Source organism: Kingella pumchi (genome assembly GCF_022288825.1).
Lineage (GTDB): Bacteria > Pseudomonadota > Gammaproteobacteria > Burkholderiales > Neisseriaceae > Kingella_D > Kingella_D pumchi.
Genome location: NZ_JAKOOW010000022.1, coordinates 68,949 through 84,466, shown reverse-complemented (window position 1 = coordinate 84,466; position 15,518 = coordinate 68,949). Strand labels below are relative to the sequence as shown.

14 protein-coding genes and 1 tRNA gene are annotated in these 15,518 nt (G+C 62.7%); 12 read left to right on the top strand and 3 right to left on the bottom strand.

The window, feature by feature from the left end; translation table 11 throughout:
- Nucleotides 1-433 precede the first annotated feature (433 nt).
- Complete coding sequence (locus tag MB824_RS05440) at nt 434-694, bottom strand: hypothetical protein (RefSeq protein ID WP_238746593.1); 261 nt, start codon at nt 692-694, stop codon at nt 434-436.
- Between the two features lie 78 nt (nt 695-772).
- Complete coding sequence (gene hemF / locus MB824_RS05435) at nt 773-1,681, bottom strand: oxygen-dependent coproporphyrinogen oxidase (protein WP_238746591.1); 909 nt, start codon at nt 1,679-1,681, stop codon at nt 773-775.
- 183 nt (nt 1,682-1,864) lie between these two features.
- Here hemF and MB824_RS05430 point away from each other — a divergent pair, with 183 nt between their 5' ends.
- The 8 genes from MB824_RS05430 (at nt 1,865) to MB824_RS05395 (ending at nt 10,328) form a co-directional block, all read left to right on the top strand.
- Nucleotides 1,865-2,740, top strand: a complete 876-nt coding sequence (locus MB824_RS05430) for a DUF808 domain-containing protein (protein ID WP_238746589.1) — start codon at nt 1,865-1,867, stop codon at nt 2,738-2,740.
- A 165-nt stretch (nt 2,741-2,905) separates the two neighbouring features.
- Nucleotides 2,906-4,102 carry an acetate kinase gene (locus tag MB824_RS05425; protein WP_238746588.1) on the top strand — a complete coding sequence of 399 codons (1,197 nt, stop codon included), beginning with the start codon at nt 2,906-2,908 and terminating at the stop codon, nt 4,100-4,102.
- A gap of 224 nt (nt 4,103-4,326) precedes the next feature.
- Nucleotides 4,327-5,325, top strand: a complete 999-nt coding sequence (gene dusB, locus MB824_RS05420) for a tRNA dihydrouridine synthase DusB (protein WP_238746587.1) — start codon at nt 4,327-4,329, stop codon at nt 5,323-5,325.
- 168 nt (nt 5,326-5,493) lie between these two features.
- Nucleotides 5,494-5,925, top strand: a complete 432-nt coding sequence (locus MB824_RS05415; protein ID WP_238746586.1) for a DUF4878 domain-containing protein — start codon at nt 5,494-5,496, stop codon at nt 5,923-5,925.
- Nucleotides 5,926-6,166: 241 nt separating this feature from the next.
- Nucleotides 6,167-6,772, top strand: coding sequence for a YiiX/YebB-like N1pC/P60 family cysteine hydrolase (locus MB824_RS05410; protein WP_238746585.1), 606 nt, complete (start codon nt 6,167-6,169; stop codon nt 6,770-6,772).
- Between the two features lie 110 nt (nt 6,773-6,882).
- The gene (locus MB824_RS05405; RefSeq protein ID WP_238746584.1) at nt 6,883-8,259 is read left to right on the top strand and encodes a UDP-N-acetylmuramoyl-tripeptide--D-alanyl-D-alanine ligase; all 1,377 of its coding nucleotides are present in this window, start codon (nt 6,883-6,885) and stop codon (nt 8,257-8,259) included.
- Complete coding sequence (locus MB824_RS05400) at nt 8,252-9,304, top strand: MBL fold metallo-hydrolase (RefSeq protein ID WP_238746583.1); 1,053 nt, start codon at nt 8,252-8,254, stop codon at nt 9,302-9,304. The genes MB824_RS05405 and MB824_RS05400 overlap by 8 nt, the downstream gene beginning before the upstream one ends.
- Before the next feature lie 199 nt (nt 9,305-9,503).
- A complete protein-coding gene (locus MB824_RS05395; RefSeq protein WP_238746582.1) occupies nt 9,504-10,328 on the top strand; it encodes a VanW family protein in 825 nt (274 codons plus the stop codon).
- A gap of 199 nt (nt 10,329-10,527) precedes the next feature.
- On the opposite strand, the gene truB is transcribed toward MB824_RS05395, so the two are convergent.
- Complete coding sequence (gene truB, locus MB824_RS05390; protein WP_238746627.1) at nt 10,528-11,484, bottom strand: tRNA pseudouridine(55) synthase TruB; 957 nt, start codon at nt 11,482-11,484, stop codon at nt 10,528-10,530.
- A 210-nt stretch (nt 11,485-11,694) separates the two neighbouring features.
- Here truB and MB824_RS05385 point away from each other — a divergent pair, with 210 nt between their 5' ends.
- The 4 genes from MB824_RS05385 to MB824_RS05370 form a co-directional block, all read left to right on the top strand.
- On the top strand, nt 11,695-12,465 hold the full coding sequence (locus tag MB824_RS05385; RefSeq protein WP_238746580.1) for a ferredoxin--NADP reductase: 771 nt from the start codon (nt 11,695-11,697) through the stop codon (nt 12,463-12,465).
- 178 nt (nt 12,466-12,643) lie between these two features.
- Nucleotides 12,644-14,809 carry a primosomal protein N' gene (locus MB824_RS05380; protein WP_238746578.1) on the top strand — a complete coding sequence of 722 codons (2,166 nt, stop codon included), beginning with the start codon at nt 12,644-12,646 and terminating at the stop codon, nt 14,807-14,809.
- Nucleotides 14,810-14,969: 160 nt separating this feature from the next.
- Nucleotides 14,970-15,045, top strand: a tRNA-Phe gene (locus tag MB824_RS05375).
- A 195-nt stretch (nt 15,046-15,240) separates the two neighbouring features.
- Nucleotides 15,241-15,518 (top strand): hypothetical protein (locus MB824_RS05370; protein ID WP_238746576.1); only part of this gene is annotated, 278 nt, incomplete at its 3' end.

Here is a 15,518-nt window from a genome sequence, read left to right as displayed (position 1 = left end):
CGCTACCCCGTTTACCTGATCCAAACCGCCCATCAAAAAGCAGCCTGAAACCATAAATTCAGTTTTCAGGCTGCCTTGCAGCAAGGTTTGCCACTACCGCCCTACCCCTGGCGCAGCCGAACAGAGCGCGGTTTTTCCGGATTCAAGCGTGCGCCCTGTTTGAGCCTTGCCCCAAGCAAGGCGAGTTCGTACGCGCCGGAAAAACCGTGCGGCGTGAGGGAAGTCGCGCGGCGATGAAGCGCAAAGGTAGAGCGGGCAGCATAGTCAGACCAAACAGCAAAGCCGTTGCGAGAGAAATCCCAAGCAGCCTGAAAAAAACCGTCCGCTACTCTCCACAAACCATCCATCCAAAAAGCAGCCTGAAAACCGCAAATCCGGTTTTTCAGGCTGCTTTGCCATCAACCACATCTCAGGCCGGATGCAAAAATCCGGCCTAACGCCTGCCGATATTCAAACAGAAAATACCAAACATCACCGCCAGCAGGATATTGGCCAGCACCCAGAAAAAATAGGCGGTTTTCGCTTCGCGGACGCCTTCGCGCCTGAGTTCGTCCACCTTATTCCACACCGCCACCTTGCTGAACCTGACGCGCGGATCAACCCGGTGCTTAATCTTGGCGGCATAAAAATGATACAGGGCAAAGGTTGCGAAATAGGCAATCAACAAGACTTTAAATGCGCCGTACAGAATCATCTGAATCTGCTCCCATCACCCACCCCCTTAAGCGGCCAAACCGTTTCAGGCTGCTTTGTTTTTTCTGGAACACCCCCGTCATCCCCGCTCCAAACCCAGCCAGTCGCGCGCTTGCAGGTAGGCGTTGAGTTTTTCCTCGGGGCTGCCGGCTTCGGGGCGGTATTGGTACTCGAAGCGCACCAAAGGCGGCATCGACATCAAAATGCTTTCGGTGCGGCCGCCGCTCTGCAGGCCGAAGAGCGTGCCCCTGTCCCACACCAGATTGAATTCCACATAGCGGCCGCGGCGGTAAAGCTGGAACTGGCGCTCGCGCTCGCCGTAGGCGGTGTTTTTGCGCCGCGCGACGATGGGGCGGTAGGCGGCGGCGTAGGCGTGGCCGACTTCGTTGAGAAAATTCAGGCTGCGCTCGAAATCCCAGCGGTTGAGATCGTCGAAAAACAGGCCGCCGACGCCGCGGGTTTCGCCGCGGTGCTTGAGATAGAAATATTCGTCGCACCAGTGTTTGAACTCGGCATAAACGCCCTCGCCGTAGGGCTGGCAGACGGCTTGGGCGGTGCGGTGCCAGTGCAGGATGTCTTCATCAAAGGGGTAAAACGGCGTCAGATCGAAGCCGCCGCCGAACCACCACACCGGCTCGCGGCCGGCGGGGCGGGCGGTGAAAAAGCGCACGTTGGCGTGGCTAGTGGGCACATAGGGATTGCGCGGGTGGATTACCAGCGATACGCCGGCAGCTTCAAAGGGGGCGCCGGCCAATTCGGGGCGGCGCTCGGTGGCGGCGGCGGGCAGCGCCTGCCCTTTAACGTGGGAAAAATTCACGCCGGCCTGCTCGAATACCGCGCCGTTTTTCAGCACGCGGCTCTCGCCGCCGCCCAGCGCGCTGCTCCAGGCGTCGGGCACGAAACGCGCGCCGTTTTCTTCGGCTTCCAATTCGGCACAGATGTGGTTCTGCACGTTTTTCAATACTGCCAATACCTGTTCGATCTGCATGTCTGCTCCTTGGGTGGTTTCAGGCTGCCTGAAAGGCTGTTTGCGTTCGGCGCAGTGTAGCCGCCCGCGCGGCGGCGGGCAAGACAAGGGGACTTACTTTCAGGCTGCCTGCCGCTTTGGCGGCGCCATCCATTATAATTGCCGGCAAAACCCTTTTCCCCTCCCCTTTTTCAAGGAACGCAAATGGCTTTTTCCTCGCTGTTTACCCTGCTCGACGATATCGCTTCGGTGCTTGACGACGTATCGCTGATGACCAAAGTGGCCGCCAAAAAAACCGCCGGTGTGGTCGGCGACGATCTGGCGCTGAACGCCAACCAGATTACCGGCGTGCGCGCCGAGCGCGAGCTGCCGATTGTGTGGGCGGTGGCCAAAGGCTCGCTGCTGAACAAGGCGATACTGGTGCCGCTGGCGCTTTTGCTGTCGGTGTACGCGCCCTATCTGGTGCTGCCGCTCTTAATGGCCGGCGGCGCTTATTTGTGCTTTGAAGGCGCGGAAAAACTGCTGCACCGCCTGTTCCACCGCCACGACGAAACGCCGGACACCGTACCCGACCACATCGCCGGCGACGAGAAAAGCAAAATCCGCGGCGCCATCCGCACCGACTTTATCCTGTCCGCCGAAATCGTCATCATCGCGCTGGGCAGCCTGCAGGAAGCATCGACCACCGTTAAAATCCTCGCCCTTTGCGCCGTGGGAATCGCCATTACCGCCGGCGTGTACGGGCTGGTGGCGGCGGTGGTGAAGGCCGACGATTTCGGTGCCGCGCTGCTGCGCCGCGGCGGCCGCCTGCTGCCCCTGCTCGGCCGCGCCATTTTGCTGCTGATGCCGTGGTTTATGCGCCTGTTGGGCGTGGTCGGCACGCTGGCGATGTTTACTGTGGGAGGTGGCATCTTCGTCCACAACATTCCGGCGCTGCACCATCTGCTGCAGGCGCTGGGGCTGGACGGCGGCGCCGCCGGCATGCTCGGCGATTTGCTGGCCGGGCTGGCAATCGGCAGCGCCGTCTGCGCCCTGGTGCTGCCCGCCGCCAATCTGCTGCGCCGGCGCAAGGCAGCCTGAAAACGCCGCGACTCCTTTCAGGCTGCCGATACGAGCAGCCTGAAAATCCGGCAGCCGCCCCCGCCGAATATTTTTCCCTGAATCGGCGGGATTATTTGTTAAAATGCCGCGCTTTCAGGCTGCCTGCCTGAAGAAGTCCAACATCCAACCTCAAAGGAAAACGAAATGTCCGACAAACTGATTTTAGTATTGAACTGCGGCAGCTCCTCGCTCAAAGGCGCGGTCGTCAACAAAGACAACGGCGACGTGCTTTTGAGCTGCTTGGCCGAAAAGCTCAATCTGCCCGATGCCTACATCACCTTTAAAATCAACGGCAACAAAGAGCGCGTGGAATTGAGCGACGCGCCCAACCACACCGGCGCCGTCGGCGCGCTCTTGCAGGAATTGAAAAAACACGGGCTCGACAGCCGCATCGGCGCCATCGGCCACCGCGTGGTCAGCGCCGGCGAAGAGTACAGCGAATCAGTGCTGATCGACGGCAAAGTCATCGACGCCATCGAGCGCTGCATCCCGCTGGCACCGCTGCACAACCCCGCCAACCTGCTGGGCATCCGCGCCGCGCAGGAAATCTTCAAAGGCCTGCCCAATGTCGCCGTGTTCGACACCGCCTACCACCAAACCATGCCCGAGCATGCCTACACCTACGCCATCCCGCGCAAATACTACCGCGAGCTGCACCTGCGCCGTTACGGCTTCCACGGCACCAGCTACCGCTTCGTGGCCGACGAAACCGCGCGCTTCCTCGGCAAAGACCTCAAAAGCCTGCGCCTGGTAATCGCCCACTTGGGCAACGGCGCTTCCATCGCCGCCATTAAAAACGGCCAGTCGCAAGACACCAGCATGGGTTTGACCCCGCTCGAAGGCCTGGTAATGGGCACCCGCAGCGGCGACATCGACGCCAGCGTTTACCAGTTCCTTGCCGACAACACCGGCATGGGCATCAAAGAAATCACCGACGTGCTGAACAAGCAAAGCGGCCTCTTGGGCATTTCCGAACTCTCCAACGACTGCCGTACCATCGAAGAAGAAGCCGCCAAAGGCCACGAAGGCGCCAAGCTCGCGCTGGAAATCTTCACCTACCGCCTGGCCAAATACGTTGCCTCGATGGCCGTAGCCGCCGGCGGTTTGGACGTGCTGGCCTTTACCGGCGGCATCGGCGAAAACTCCGACGTCGTCCGCGCCAAAGTGCTGGGTTACTGCGAATTCCTCGGTCTGAAGCTGGATAACAACGCCAACCTGGCCGCCCGCTTCGGCAAAGCCGGCGTGATCACCACCGCCGACAGCCCGGCTGTTGCCGTGGTCATCCCCACCAACGAAGAGCTGATGATCGCGCAAGACACCGCCCTGCTCTCCGGCCTGTAAGCCCTGTGCCGCAACCAGGCAGCCTGAAAAGCCCGTTTCAAGGTTTTCAGGCTGCCTTTTTCGGTTGTTTCAGGCAGCCTGCGGAGCGAAGCGGAGTTGCGAAGCTAAAACCCCGCCGCATTTGGGTCTGCACGGCCGCATCGTTTATCATCCGCCCCGATTTCATCTTTCAGGCAGCCTGAAAAGCCAAAATCCACTTTTCAGGCTGCCTTTGCCTTATCAACATGCACATCGCCCACTACACCCTGCCCGCTCCCGCCATTGCCCTTGCGCCGATGGCCGGCATCACCGACAAACCCTTCCGCCGCCTCGCCCGCCGCTTCGGCGCCGACTGGACGGTGGGCGAAATGATCAGCAGCGACGCCTCGCTGCGCCACACCAGAAAAACCCTGCACCGCAGCGACCGCAGCGGCGAAGAAGGCGTGATTGCCGTGCAGATTGCCGGCAGCCGCCCCGAAGAAATGGCCGCCGCCGCCCGCTACAACGTCGAGCAGGGCGCGCAACTTATCGACATCAATATGGGCTGTCCGGCAAAAAAAGTCTGCAATGTGCTCGCCGGCAGCGCCCTGCTGCAAAACGAACCGCTGGTCGAAGCTATCCTCAAAGCCGTTGTTGCCGCCGTTGATGTGCCCGTTACCCTAAAAACCCGCTTAGGCTGGGACGAAAACCACAAAAACCTGCCCCGCATCGCGCAAATGGCCGAGCAGGCCGGCATCGCCGCGCTGGCGGTGCACGGGCGCACCCGCAGCCAGATGTACCGCGGGCAAGCCGAATACGCGCTGATTGCCGAAGTCAAACGCCGCACCAGCCTGCCTTTGTGGGTGAACGGTGACATCACCAGCCCGCAGAAAGCCGCCGCAGTACTCGCCCAAACCGGCGCCGACGGCGTGATGGTCGGCCGCGCCGCGCAGGGGCAGCCCTGGCTGTTTGCCGACATCCGCCACTACCTTACCCACGGCAGTCTGCCGCCGCCGCAAGCCTTTCAGGCTGCCGCCGCCACCGCGCTCGAACACATCCGCGCCATCCACGAGTTTTACGGCGAAACCGCCGGCACCCGCATCGCCCGCAAGCACATCGGCTGGTATCTGCAAGCCCTGCCCGCAAGCGACGCCTGCCGCCACCTGTGCAACCAAAGCGACAGCGCCGCCATGCAGTACGACACGCTGGCGCAGTTTTTCGCAGAACGCGCGCAGCAAACGGCATACTGGCCGCGCAGTTATTAGCCGGGGTTTTACCAACGTTTCAGGCTGCCTTTGATGGACAAGGCAGCCTGAAACCAATCTGCCCCACCAAACTTTCAGGCTGCCTCCAAAGCAGCCTGAAACGCAAAAGCCTTGCCGCAGCGGGCGGCATCCTGCACAATCGGCGCTCCCCCTAAACGAAAGCCCGCCATGATGAAAACGCTCAAATCCCCCGCCCGCCTGTTTGCCGCCGCCGCGCTCGGCCTACTGCTGGCCGCCTGTTCCGGCGCATCGTCCAGCCCCGAGTCTGCCGCCAAAAACTTTGTCGAAAAAAGCTATGCCGGCGATGCCGACGCGGTGGTGTCGATGGTTTACCTTTCCGAGGCCGACAAAGCGAAAAGCGGCGTCGAAGACATGCTGCGCGGCAAGGTGAAAGCCGCCGTCGAGCGCAAAAAAGCCTATGCCGAGCAGCATGGCGGCGTGGACGAAATCACCACCGAAGCCGCCGAAGCCGCCCCCGCCCGCGACGACGGCCAGCAGCGCGCCACCGTCAAAGTGCTGGTCAAATTCAAAAAAGGCGACAGCCGCCACGAAAACGTGCGCCTGATCGAAAGCGACGGCGCGTGGAAAATCCGGCTTTAAGCCTTGCCGACATCCGGTTTCTGCAACGCCAAAAGCAGCCTGAAAGCCTTCCGCCGATGTCATTAGCTTACGCAAGTCCGCTACGCTACCCCCGCGCAGGCGGGAATCTCGGCGGGTATTCGCTAATGCTTGGAAAAACCGTCCGACGCCCAAGCCGAAACCGGATTCCCACCGGCGCGGGAATGACGGTATTGGAAGATACCGTTGCCCAAGTTTCCGCCAAAATTCCAGCCCGAAACCCATGCCCCGTTTATTCCGCCGCCTGCTGTGCGTTCTGCTGCCGCTTCTTCTCTGCACATCATTCTTCCCCTACCGCGCCGCCATTCCACTGCCCGCCGCCGCGCTGCTGCAACGCGGCGACTGGATACTGCGCGGCGGCACCGGCGCCGACAGCGCCCTTATCCGCCGACTCAGCCGCAGCCGCTATTCGCACATCGGCATGGTGGTGCAGACCGCGCCGCAGGTCATCATCGCCCACGCCACCACCGACGACGACCCCGCCCATTCCGACCAAGTGCTGCTCACACCGCTGCGCCAGTTTCTCGCGCCCGACAAAGCCGACGCCGTGCTGGTGCTGCGCCCGCGCTTTCTCACCGCCGAGCAGCGCCGCGCCGCCGCCGCCGATGCCGCCGCCCAGCAAGGCCGCTCGTTCGTGCTCACCGCCCGCAGCGAAAACCCGTTTTACTGCACCCATCTGGTTCTCGACGCCGTGCGCCGCCAGGGCGCCGATTTCAAGCCACAATGGCAGTATCTCGACATCGCCGTCTTTCGCGGTGAATACCTGTTTCCCCAAGCCTTTCTCGCCGCCGACACCGAAACCGTGTACCGCTACGACGGCGGCGAATAGTTTTCAGGCTGCCTTTACCCCCAAAGGCAGCCTGAAAAGATAAAATGCCGCCTTTTTGCAGGCAGCCTGAAAGCGCCGTTTGCCCGAACCCACCACCCGAAAGCCCTACCATGCCCAATTTGGATCTCGAATTTGTTGCCCAAACCCTGAACCTTCCCGCCCCCGCCCGCGATGCCGCCATCGGCCGCGTTTTGATCGACAGCCGTCAGGTGCAGGCGGGGGATTTGTTTGTCGCGCTGACAGGCGAAAACCGCGACGGCCACGATTTTGTGGCCGACGTACTCGCGCGCGGCGCCTTTGCGCTGGTATCGCGCGACGACTGCACCGGCCTTTCAGGCTGCCTGGCGGTGCCAGACACTCTGGCCGCGCTGCAAACGCTGGCCGCCGCGTGGCGGCGCGAAGTGAACCCGCAAGTGTTCGGCATCACCGGCTCCAGCGGCAAAACCACCGTTAAAGAAATGCTCGCCGCTGTGCTGCGCCACGCTTTCGGCGCCGACGCGGTGCTGGCCACGGCGGGCAATTTCAACAACCACATCGGCCTGCCGCTGACCCTGCTGGCCCTGCGCGATACGCACCGCTACGCCGTGATCGAAATGGGCATGAACCACGCCGGCGAGCTGGCGGCGCTGACCCGCATTGCCCGCCCCGATGCCGCGCTGGTCAATAATGCGCAGCGGGCGCACGTCGGCTGTGGTTTCGACGGCACGGCGGACATCGCCCGCGCCAAAAGCGAGATTTATCAGGGGCTGGCGGCAGACGGCACCGCGCTGGTGCCGCTGGAAGACGCCCACGCCGATATTTTTCAGGCTACCTGCGCCGAATTGGGCGTGAACACGCAAACTTTCGGCATCGAGCGCGGCGACGTCCACGCGCAAAACATCGTCCTGCAGCCCTTTGAGAGCACCTTCGATTTGGTGTGCGGCAGCGAAACGGCAAGCGTCGTCCTGCCCGCGCCCGGCCGCCACAATGTCGCCAACGCCTGCGCCGCCGCCGCACTGGCGCTGCAGGCCGGCGTACCGCTGCCCGAAATCGCCGCCGGCCTAGCGCGTTTTGCCAATATCAAAGGCCGCCTGCAACGCAAAGCCGGCATCCGCAACAGCCTGATTATCGACGACAGCTACAACGCCAACCCCGACAGCATGAAAGCCGCCATCGACGTGCTCGCCGCGCTGCCCGCGCCGCGCGTGTTTGTGATGGGCGACATGGGCGAGTTGGGCGACGACGAAGCGGGCGCCATGCACGCCGAAATCGGCGCCTACGCCCGCGACAAAGGCATCGAAGCGGCGTATTTTGTCGGCGATTACAGCGTCGAGGCCGCCGAAACCTTCGGCGCCGACGGCCTGTGGTTCGCCGCCAAAGACCCGCTGATTCAGGTGATCACCCACGTTCTGCCCGAAAACGCCAGCGTGCTGGTCAAAGGCTCGCGCTTTATGGAAATGGAAGAAGTGGCGGCCGAGCTGACCGACCCGGAATTACAGCATGATTAGGGAAAGCTGCCGCTGGCCGACCTATCCCGCCAGCGACCACTACAACCCCGCCAGCGGCCGTTTTTTCAACCCCGAGCCGCAGCGGGTAGTGCGCCCGCTCGATGCCGCATCCGCCGTGGCGCCGATGATGTTCCGCCGTAAAGACCGTTTTCCGCCGCAGCCGCTGCCGGTTATTGCTCCCGATTTTTCCCCGTTTAGGCAGCCTGAAAACGGTGCAAACGGCGAAACCGCCCGCTTTATCTGGTTCGGCCATTCCACCCTGCTGGCGCGCATCGGCGGCCTGAACCTGATAACCGACCCCGTTTTCGGCGCCGCCGCCTCGCCCTACCGCTGGATGTTCCGCCGCTTCCAGCCGCCGCTGGTGCCCGCCGCCGCGCTGCCACCTTTGGATGTCGTCCTGATCAGCCACGGCCATTACGACCATCTCGAAGAAGCCTTTGTGCGCCGCTTTGCCACCGGCGGCGCGCTGTTTGTCGCCCCGCTCGGCGTCGAAGTGTGGCTCAAACGCTGGGGCGTGCCTGCCGAACGCATCCGCATTGCCGACTGGTACCAGCAAATCCGCATCGGCCATCTCACGCTGACCGCCGTCCCCGCCCGCCACGACTGCGCGCGCGGCATTGGCGACCGCAACCGCAGCCTGTGGGCAGGCTGGGTGCTGGCTGCCGCCGGCGAGCAGTTCTATTTCAGCGGCGACTCTTCATACGGCCGCCACTTCGCCGAAATCGGCCGCCGCTTCGGCGGTTTCGATCTTGCCTTTGTCGAAAACGGCCAGTACGACCGCCGCTGGCCGGACAACCACATGTTTCCGCACCAAACCGTGCAGGCCGCGCTCGACATCGGCGCCCGCCGCCTGATGCCCATCCACTGGGGCATGTTCAGCCTCGCCCGCCACGCCTGGGACGAACCCGTGCGCCGCAGCAGCGCCTTCGCCCGCCAACGCGGCCTGCCCCTGCTCACCCCGATGCTCGGCGAGCTGTTCGACAGCCGCAGCAGCGGCAGCGGCGACTGGTGGCAGAATGCGGCAGAGAAAGCCAAAGCAGCCTGAAAAGCCGTTGATACGGTTTTCAGGCTGCCTTGGCTAAAGCATGGGCATCCGTTAAACGTCCGGTCGTTACAGGCAGCCTGAAAGCTTGGCAAGCCCGATCCCACTCTTAAACGCCGTCATTCCCGAACACAAAAAAGCAGCCTGAAACTGCCCAAGAATTTTCAGGCTGCCTTGCCGGCAATAAACACAAAGGAGAAACATGCCAAACAAGCCAAAAGTCGCCCAACCCCTTTACCGCAGCCCGCTGCGCCTGTGGCTCGGGCGCGAGTATTTTATTTTCAAGCGCCGCTGGCAGTGGCTTTTCGGCGGTATCAGCTGGGCACGGCCGCAAAAACAGCCCGAAACGCCGCATCTGGTGTTCCGCCACCATTCGCCCGTGCTGCGCCCCTTGCAGGGCGTCGATATGCGTTTGCAGGAAAACAAGCGCGCCAATCTGGCGCTGGCGCTGCGGCATCTGCACGATACCGTAATCGCGCCGGGACAGACCTTTTCGGTGTGGCGGCTGGTCGGCCGGCCGACGCGGCGCAAAGGCTATCTGCCCGGGCTGGTGCTGGCCAACGGGCAGATCGGCAGCGGCACCGGCGGCGGGCTGTGCCAGCTCGGCAATCTGCTGTTTTGGCTGTTTGCCCACAGCCCGCTGGAAATCACCGAGCGCTACCGCCACAGCTACGACGTCTTCCCTGGCGTCGCCCGCAGCGTGCCTTTCGGCGCCGGCGCCACGCTGGCCTACAACTACATCGACCTGCAGGCGTACAACCCGACGCCGCACCATTTCCGTATCCGCCTGTGGCTGGACGAAACCGACCTGAACGGCGAACTGCTGTGCAGCGCCGAACCGGCCGAGCGCTACCGCGTCGAAGAGCGCGACCACCGCATCGTCCAGCAGCCCTGGGGCGGCTACACCCGCCACAACCGCATCGTGCGCGTGGGCGAAAAAAGCGGCGAAGAAACCCTGCTGGCGGTCAACCATGCGGTGATGATGTACGCGCCGCTGCTATCTGATGGCGGCGAAACGGCGCGCTAAATACTTTTCAGGCTGCTTTGCAACAGACAAGGCAGCCTGAAAGCATTGCGGCACCCGGTTTGGCCGCTGCTTTGACTGCGCTCGGAAAAATACCCGATTCGGGCGAGAGTTTTCAGACTGCCATAGACTGCCAAGAACAAGAAAAAGCAGCCTGAAAACCAAAATCATGGTTTCAGGCTGCTTTTTTGCGTTTGGCGCTTCACATTTCCTGCGCCGCGCTCATCATGCGCAGGGCTTTCAGGCTGCCGGAGACGCAGTGGGCGAGGCCGGCGAAGCGGCCGTCGGGGGCGTAGATGCGCAGCGGGCGCTCTGACAGGCTTTCAGGCTGCTTGAAAATGTCGGGGAAACTCGTAGCGAAGTCCGGCGGCAGGGCGGCGCTTTGGCCGCAGGCCAGGCGGCGGACGGTGTCGGCATCGGCGTTTAGGCGCGGCAGGTGGGCGAGCATGGCGTCGCAGGGCAGCAGCAGTGCGTCGCGCTCGGCTTCGGTGAGTGCTGAGAGCTGGTCGTAAGTGTGGGCGTCATCCACCGAAAAACCGGCGCTGGCGGTGCGGCGCAGGGCGGTAAGGTGGGCGTAGGTGCCGATGTGTTTGGCGATGTCTTCGCTAAGCGTGCGGATGTAGGTGCCTTTGCTGCAGGAGACGTTGATTACGGCGTGCGGCGGGGCGAATTCGCGGATGTCGATGCGGCGGATAACGATGTCGCGCGGCTTGCGCTCGATAACGATGCCTTTGCGGGCGTATTCGTAGAGCGGGCGGCCTTCGTGTTTGAGCGCGGAAAACATCGGCGGCACTTGGCGGATGGCGCCGGTGAGCGCGGTGCAGGCAGCCTGAAATTCGGCGGCGGAAACGTCGGCGCGACCGCTGGCGACGACTTCGCCTTCGGCATCGCCGGTGGCGGTGGCGGTGCCGAGTTGGAGCGCGGCGGTGTAGGCTTTGTCGGCATCGAGCAGGTATTGGGCGAACTTGGCGGCTTCGCCGAAACATACGGGCAAAAGGCCGCCGGCCAGCGGGTCGAGCACGCCGGTGTGGCCGGCTTTTTCGGCGCGGTACAGGCGGCGCACCTGCTGTAGGGCGGTGTTGCTGCTGATGCCGACGGCCTTGTCGAGCAGCAGCACGCCGCTGATTTTGCGTTTGGGGGGCTTGGGGCTTGGGGTCATGGCGGATAAGGCGGGGGAACGTGGGGCGGGGGCGGGGCTGCGGCAAGGCAGCCTGAAAGCGGCTATAATCGCGGCGTTTTCAGGCTGCCTGCGCCGCGCGAGTGCGTACAAACGGGCTTTCAGGCTGCCTGCGGGCGCGCATTGTTGCCCATCGTTTCCCGTCTGTAAAGAAATTGCGGCGCCGCGCCGCGCGAACCGAAAGGCCGTGTTATGAGCGAAATCCAGAAATTCAGCGAAGAGAAGGTGTTGTGGGTGAAACGGCACAGCCCCAAGCATCTGACTTTTGCCATCAGCCGCCCCGAGAGCTACCGCTTTGAAGCGGGGCAGTTTTCCCGCCTGGGCTTTTACGAGGGCGAGGGCTTTATCTGGCGCGCTTATTCGGTGATTTCTGCCGAATACGCCGATACGCTGGAGTATTTCGTGGTGCTGATCGAGGGCGGGCCGATGTCGGCGCTGCTGGACAAAATCCAGGAAGGCGACAGCATTTTGCTCGACAAAACCGCGCAGGGCTTTTTCCTGCCCGGCCGTTTTCCCGACGGCCGCGACCTGATTATGCTGTGTACCGGCTCGGGCATCGCGCCGTTTTTGTCGATGCTGCACCAGCCGGAAATCTGGCAGCGCTTCGATACGCTGGCGCTGGCGCATTCGGTGTCTTATCCGTCGGAGTTGGTGTTCAACGAATTTTTGGGCAGCCTGAAAGAGCATCCGCTGGTGGGCGAGTTTGCGCACAAGCTGCGTTTCGTGCCGATTACCACCCGCGGCAGCGAAGAAGGCGCGCTGCATTTCAGGCTGCCTGAAGCGCTGAAAAACGGCAGTCTCAGCGCCGCGTTCGATCTGCCCTTCAGTAAAGAGCACAGCCGCTTTATGCTGTGCGGCAACCCGCAGATGGTGCAGGATACTTTCAAAGCGCTGCTGGGCATGGGCTATGCCATGCACCGCAACAAAATCCCCGGCCAGATTATGATGGAAAACGGTTTTTAAGCCCGTTGCCGACCGGCAGGCAGCCTGAAAGCCCCCTTGCCGCTTTCAGGCTGCTTCTGCGCCCGGCGCCGGCATTTTGATCTTGCCTGCACGTTTTCCCCGATCCGCCGCCTATCCCGTCCGTTTTCCCGTTTTACGCTCCGCCGCGCAGGCAGCCTGAAAGAACATCCGCCCCGCCATGATTTACCACCACGTCGCCCTAAACACCCCCATCGGCCTGCTCACCTACCGCCACCCGCAGCCGATTGCCGCCGGCAGCCGCGTGCTGGTGCCCTTTCGCGGCAAAACCGTCTTGGGCATCGTCTGGCAAAGCGGCATCACGCCCGACATCGCCGCCGGCAAAATCCTGCCGGTGGGCGAAATACTCGCCGACGGCTGGACGCTGCCGGACAACTGGCGCGATTTGGTGTCGTTCGCCGCGCGCTACTACCACTACCCGCTGGGGCAGACGGTATTCGCCGCGCTGCCGCAGGGTTTGAAAGAAAGCCGCCCGCAGCCGCTGCCGGTACCGCCGGTGCGCCATCGCTTAAGCGCCGCCGGCCGCGCCCAAGCCGCACCACCTGCCCGCGCCCGCCGGCAGCTGGCGCTGTGGCAGGCATTGGCAGAAGAACACGGCGCCGACGCAGGCAGCCTGAAAAGCCTGCATCCGGACGCGGCCAAGCTCGTGGCGCAATGGCAGGCGCAGGGCTGGCTGGAAACCTTTGCCGAAGCCGCCGCCGCGCCGCTGAGTGCGCCGCATCCCTTAAACGCCGGCCAAAACGAAGCCGCCCAAGCCATTCAGGCTGCCCTGGGCACCTATCAGACTTTTTTGCTCTACGGCATCACCGGCAGCGGCAAAACCGAAGTCTATTTCGAAGCCGCCGCGCAGGCGCTGGCAGCGGGGCGGCAGGTGCTGTTTCTGCTGCCGGAAATCAATCTCACGCCGCAGCTGATGGAGCGCGTGGCGCGGCGTTTTCCCGGCATCCCCACCGCGGTGCTGCACAGCCAGACCCCCGCCGGCCAGCGCTGCCGCGACTATCTGCGGGCAATGTCCGGCGAAGCGAAACTGCTGATCGGCACGCGGCTGGCGGTGTTCACGCCGCTGCCCGATCTGGGGCTGATTGTGGTCGATGAAGAACACGACGCTTCGTTCAAACAAGACAACGAATTGCGCTACCACGCCCGCGATCTGGCGGTATGGCGCGCGCGGCAGAGCGGCTGCCCTGCGGTATTGGGCAGCGCCACCCCCAGCCTGGAGAGCTGGCGCCACGCGCAGGAGGGCGGCTACCGCCTGCTGACGCTGGCCGAACGCGCCCGCAGCCAGGCGCGGCCGCCGCAGATGGAAATTCTCGACGTGCGCAAGCTCAAGCTCGAACACGGCCTGTCGCCGCAAGCCCTTGCCCTGCTGCGCGACAATCTGGCGCAGGGCGGGCTGTCACTGGTTTACCTGAACCGCCGCGGTTTCGCCCCCGCGCTGTTTTGTTCCGACTGCGGCCACAGCTTCGGCTGCCCGCACTGCGCGGCGAAAATGGTGCTGCACCGCCGCGCCGGCCAGCTGCGCTGCCACCACTGCGATTTCAGGCTGCCGGTACCGCCGCGCTGCCCCGATTGCGGCAATCAGGATTTGAGCGCGCTCGGACAAGGCACCCAGCGCGTGGAAGAACACCTGCGCCTGCTGCTGCCGCAGGCGCGCATCGAACGGGTGGACCGCGATTCCACCGCCCGCCGCCAAGACTGGCAGACGCTGTATGCCGCGGTGGCCGCCGGCAGCGTCGATATTCTGGTCGGCACCCAGATGCTCGCCAAAGGCCACGACTTCTCCCGCCTGAACCTGGTGCTGGTACTCAATGCCGACGGCTCGCTGTTCAGCACCGACTTTCGCAGCGGCGAGCGCCTGTTTGCCGAGCTGATGCAGGTATCCGGCCGCGCCGGCCGCGCCGACAGCAGCGGGCGGGTGCTGATTCAGACCCAGCTGCCCGAACACCCGCTGTTTGCCGCCGTGCGCGCCCAAGACTACGCCGCCTTTGCCGCGCAGGAGAGCGAAGAGCGCCGACGCTACGGCCTGCCGCCCTACGGTTTTCAGGCTGCCTTGCGCGCCGACGCACCGCGTTTTGACGAAGCCGCCGCCCTGCTCAACGGCATCAAACAGCAAATCACGCCGCAGCTGCCGCCCGAAGTGTCGCAGTTCGGCGCGGTACCGATGCTGATGGCGCGTCTGGCCGGCCGCGAGCGCGCGCAGCTCTTTCTCGAAAGCCCGTCGCGCCCCGCCCTGCACCGCGCCGTATCGCTGTGGGTGCAGGCGCTGCACGCGCAAAGCGAGCGCCGCATCCGCTGGTCGGCCGACATCGACCCGCAGGAAATGTAGCCCGCCCAAGCAGCCTGAAAACCGCGCCCAGCCTTTCAGGCTGCCTGTTTGCGCCGATGCCTGAAACTTTAATCCGATATAATTCATGCCGATAAAATTTTCAGGCTGCCCAAGCCTTGCCAAGAGCGGCCTTCTTTGGTTTAATGCGCGTCTTTCGCAAGGCCAGATAGCTCAGTTGGTAGAGCAACGGACTGAAAATCCGTGTGTCGGCAGTTCGATCCTGCCTCTGGCCACCAAGTTTTTAAAGCCGCTTTCCAAAGCGGCTTTTTCGCGTCCGATATTTACGCACATGCCACCCGCAGGCAGCCTGAAAACCATTTGTATAACCACAAACCCCCGGCAATCGGTATTGCGGCGGTATTTTGGCAAACAGCCGCCCTGCAACCTGCATGCCGGCGCGTCCTAGCTATTTTGCGAAAACAAGGAAACCCATGAAAAACCGATGGAGAGAAAAGTTCACTAAAGAAAACATCATGGCTTATCTGCTTACCTTAGGTGTGATGTTTTTGTTGGGCGGTATCCATAGGGCTTGGATAAATATTTTTTACAAAGAAGAAATAAAAATATCGAAAGCCAAACTTCAGGACGCAAACTCCGTGGTGGCATTTGTTGCCAAGGAATTGGGGAGTACAGAGTGGGATATTGGTTCCTATGGCAGAAAAACAGCCACAGAATGGCGATATGGATATGGGGAAATAATTACCCCTTC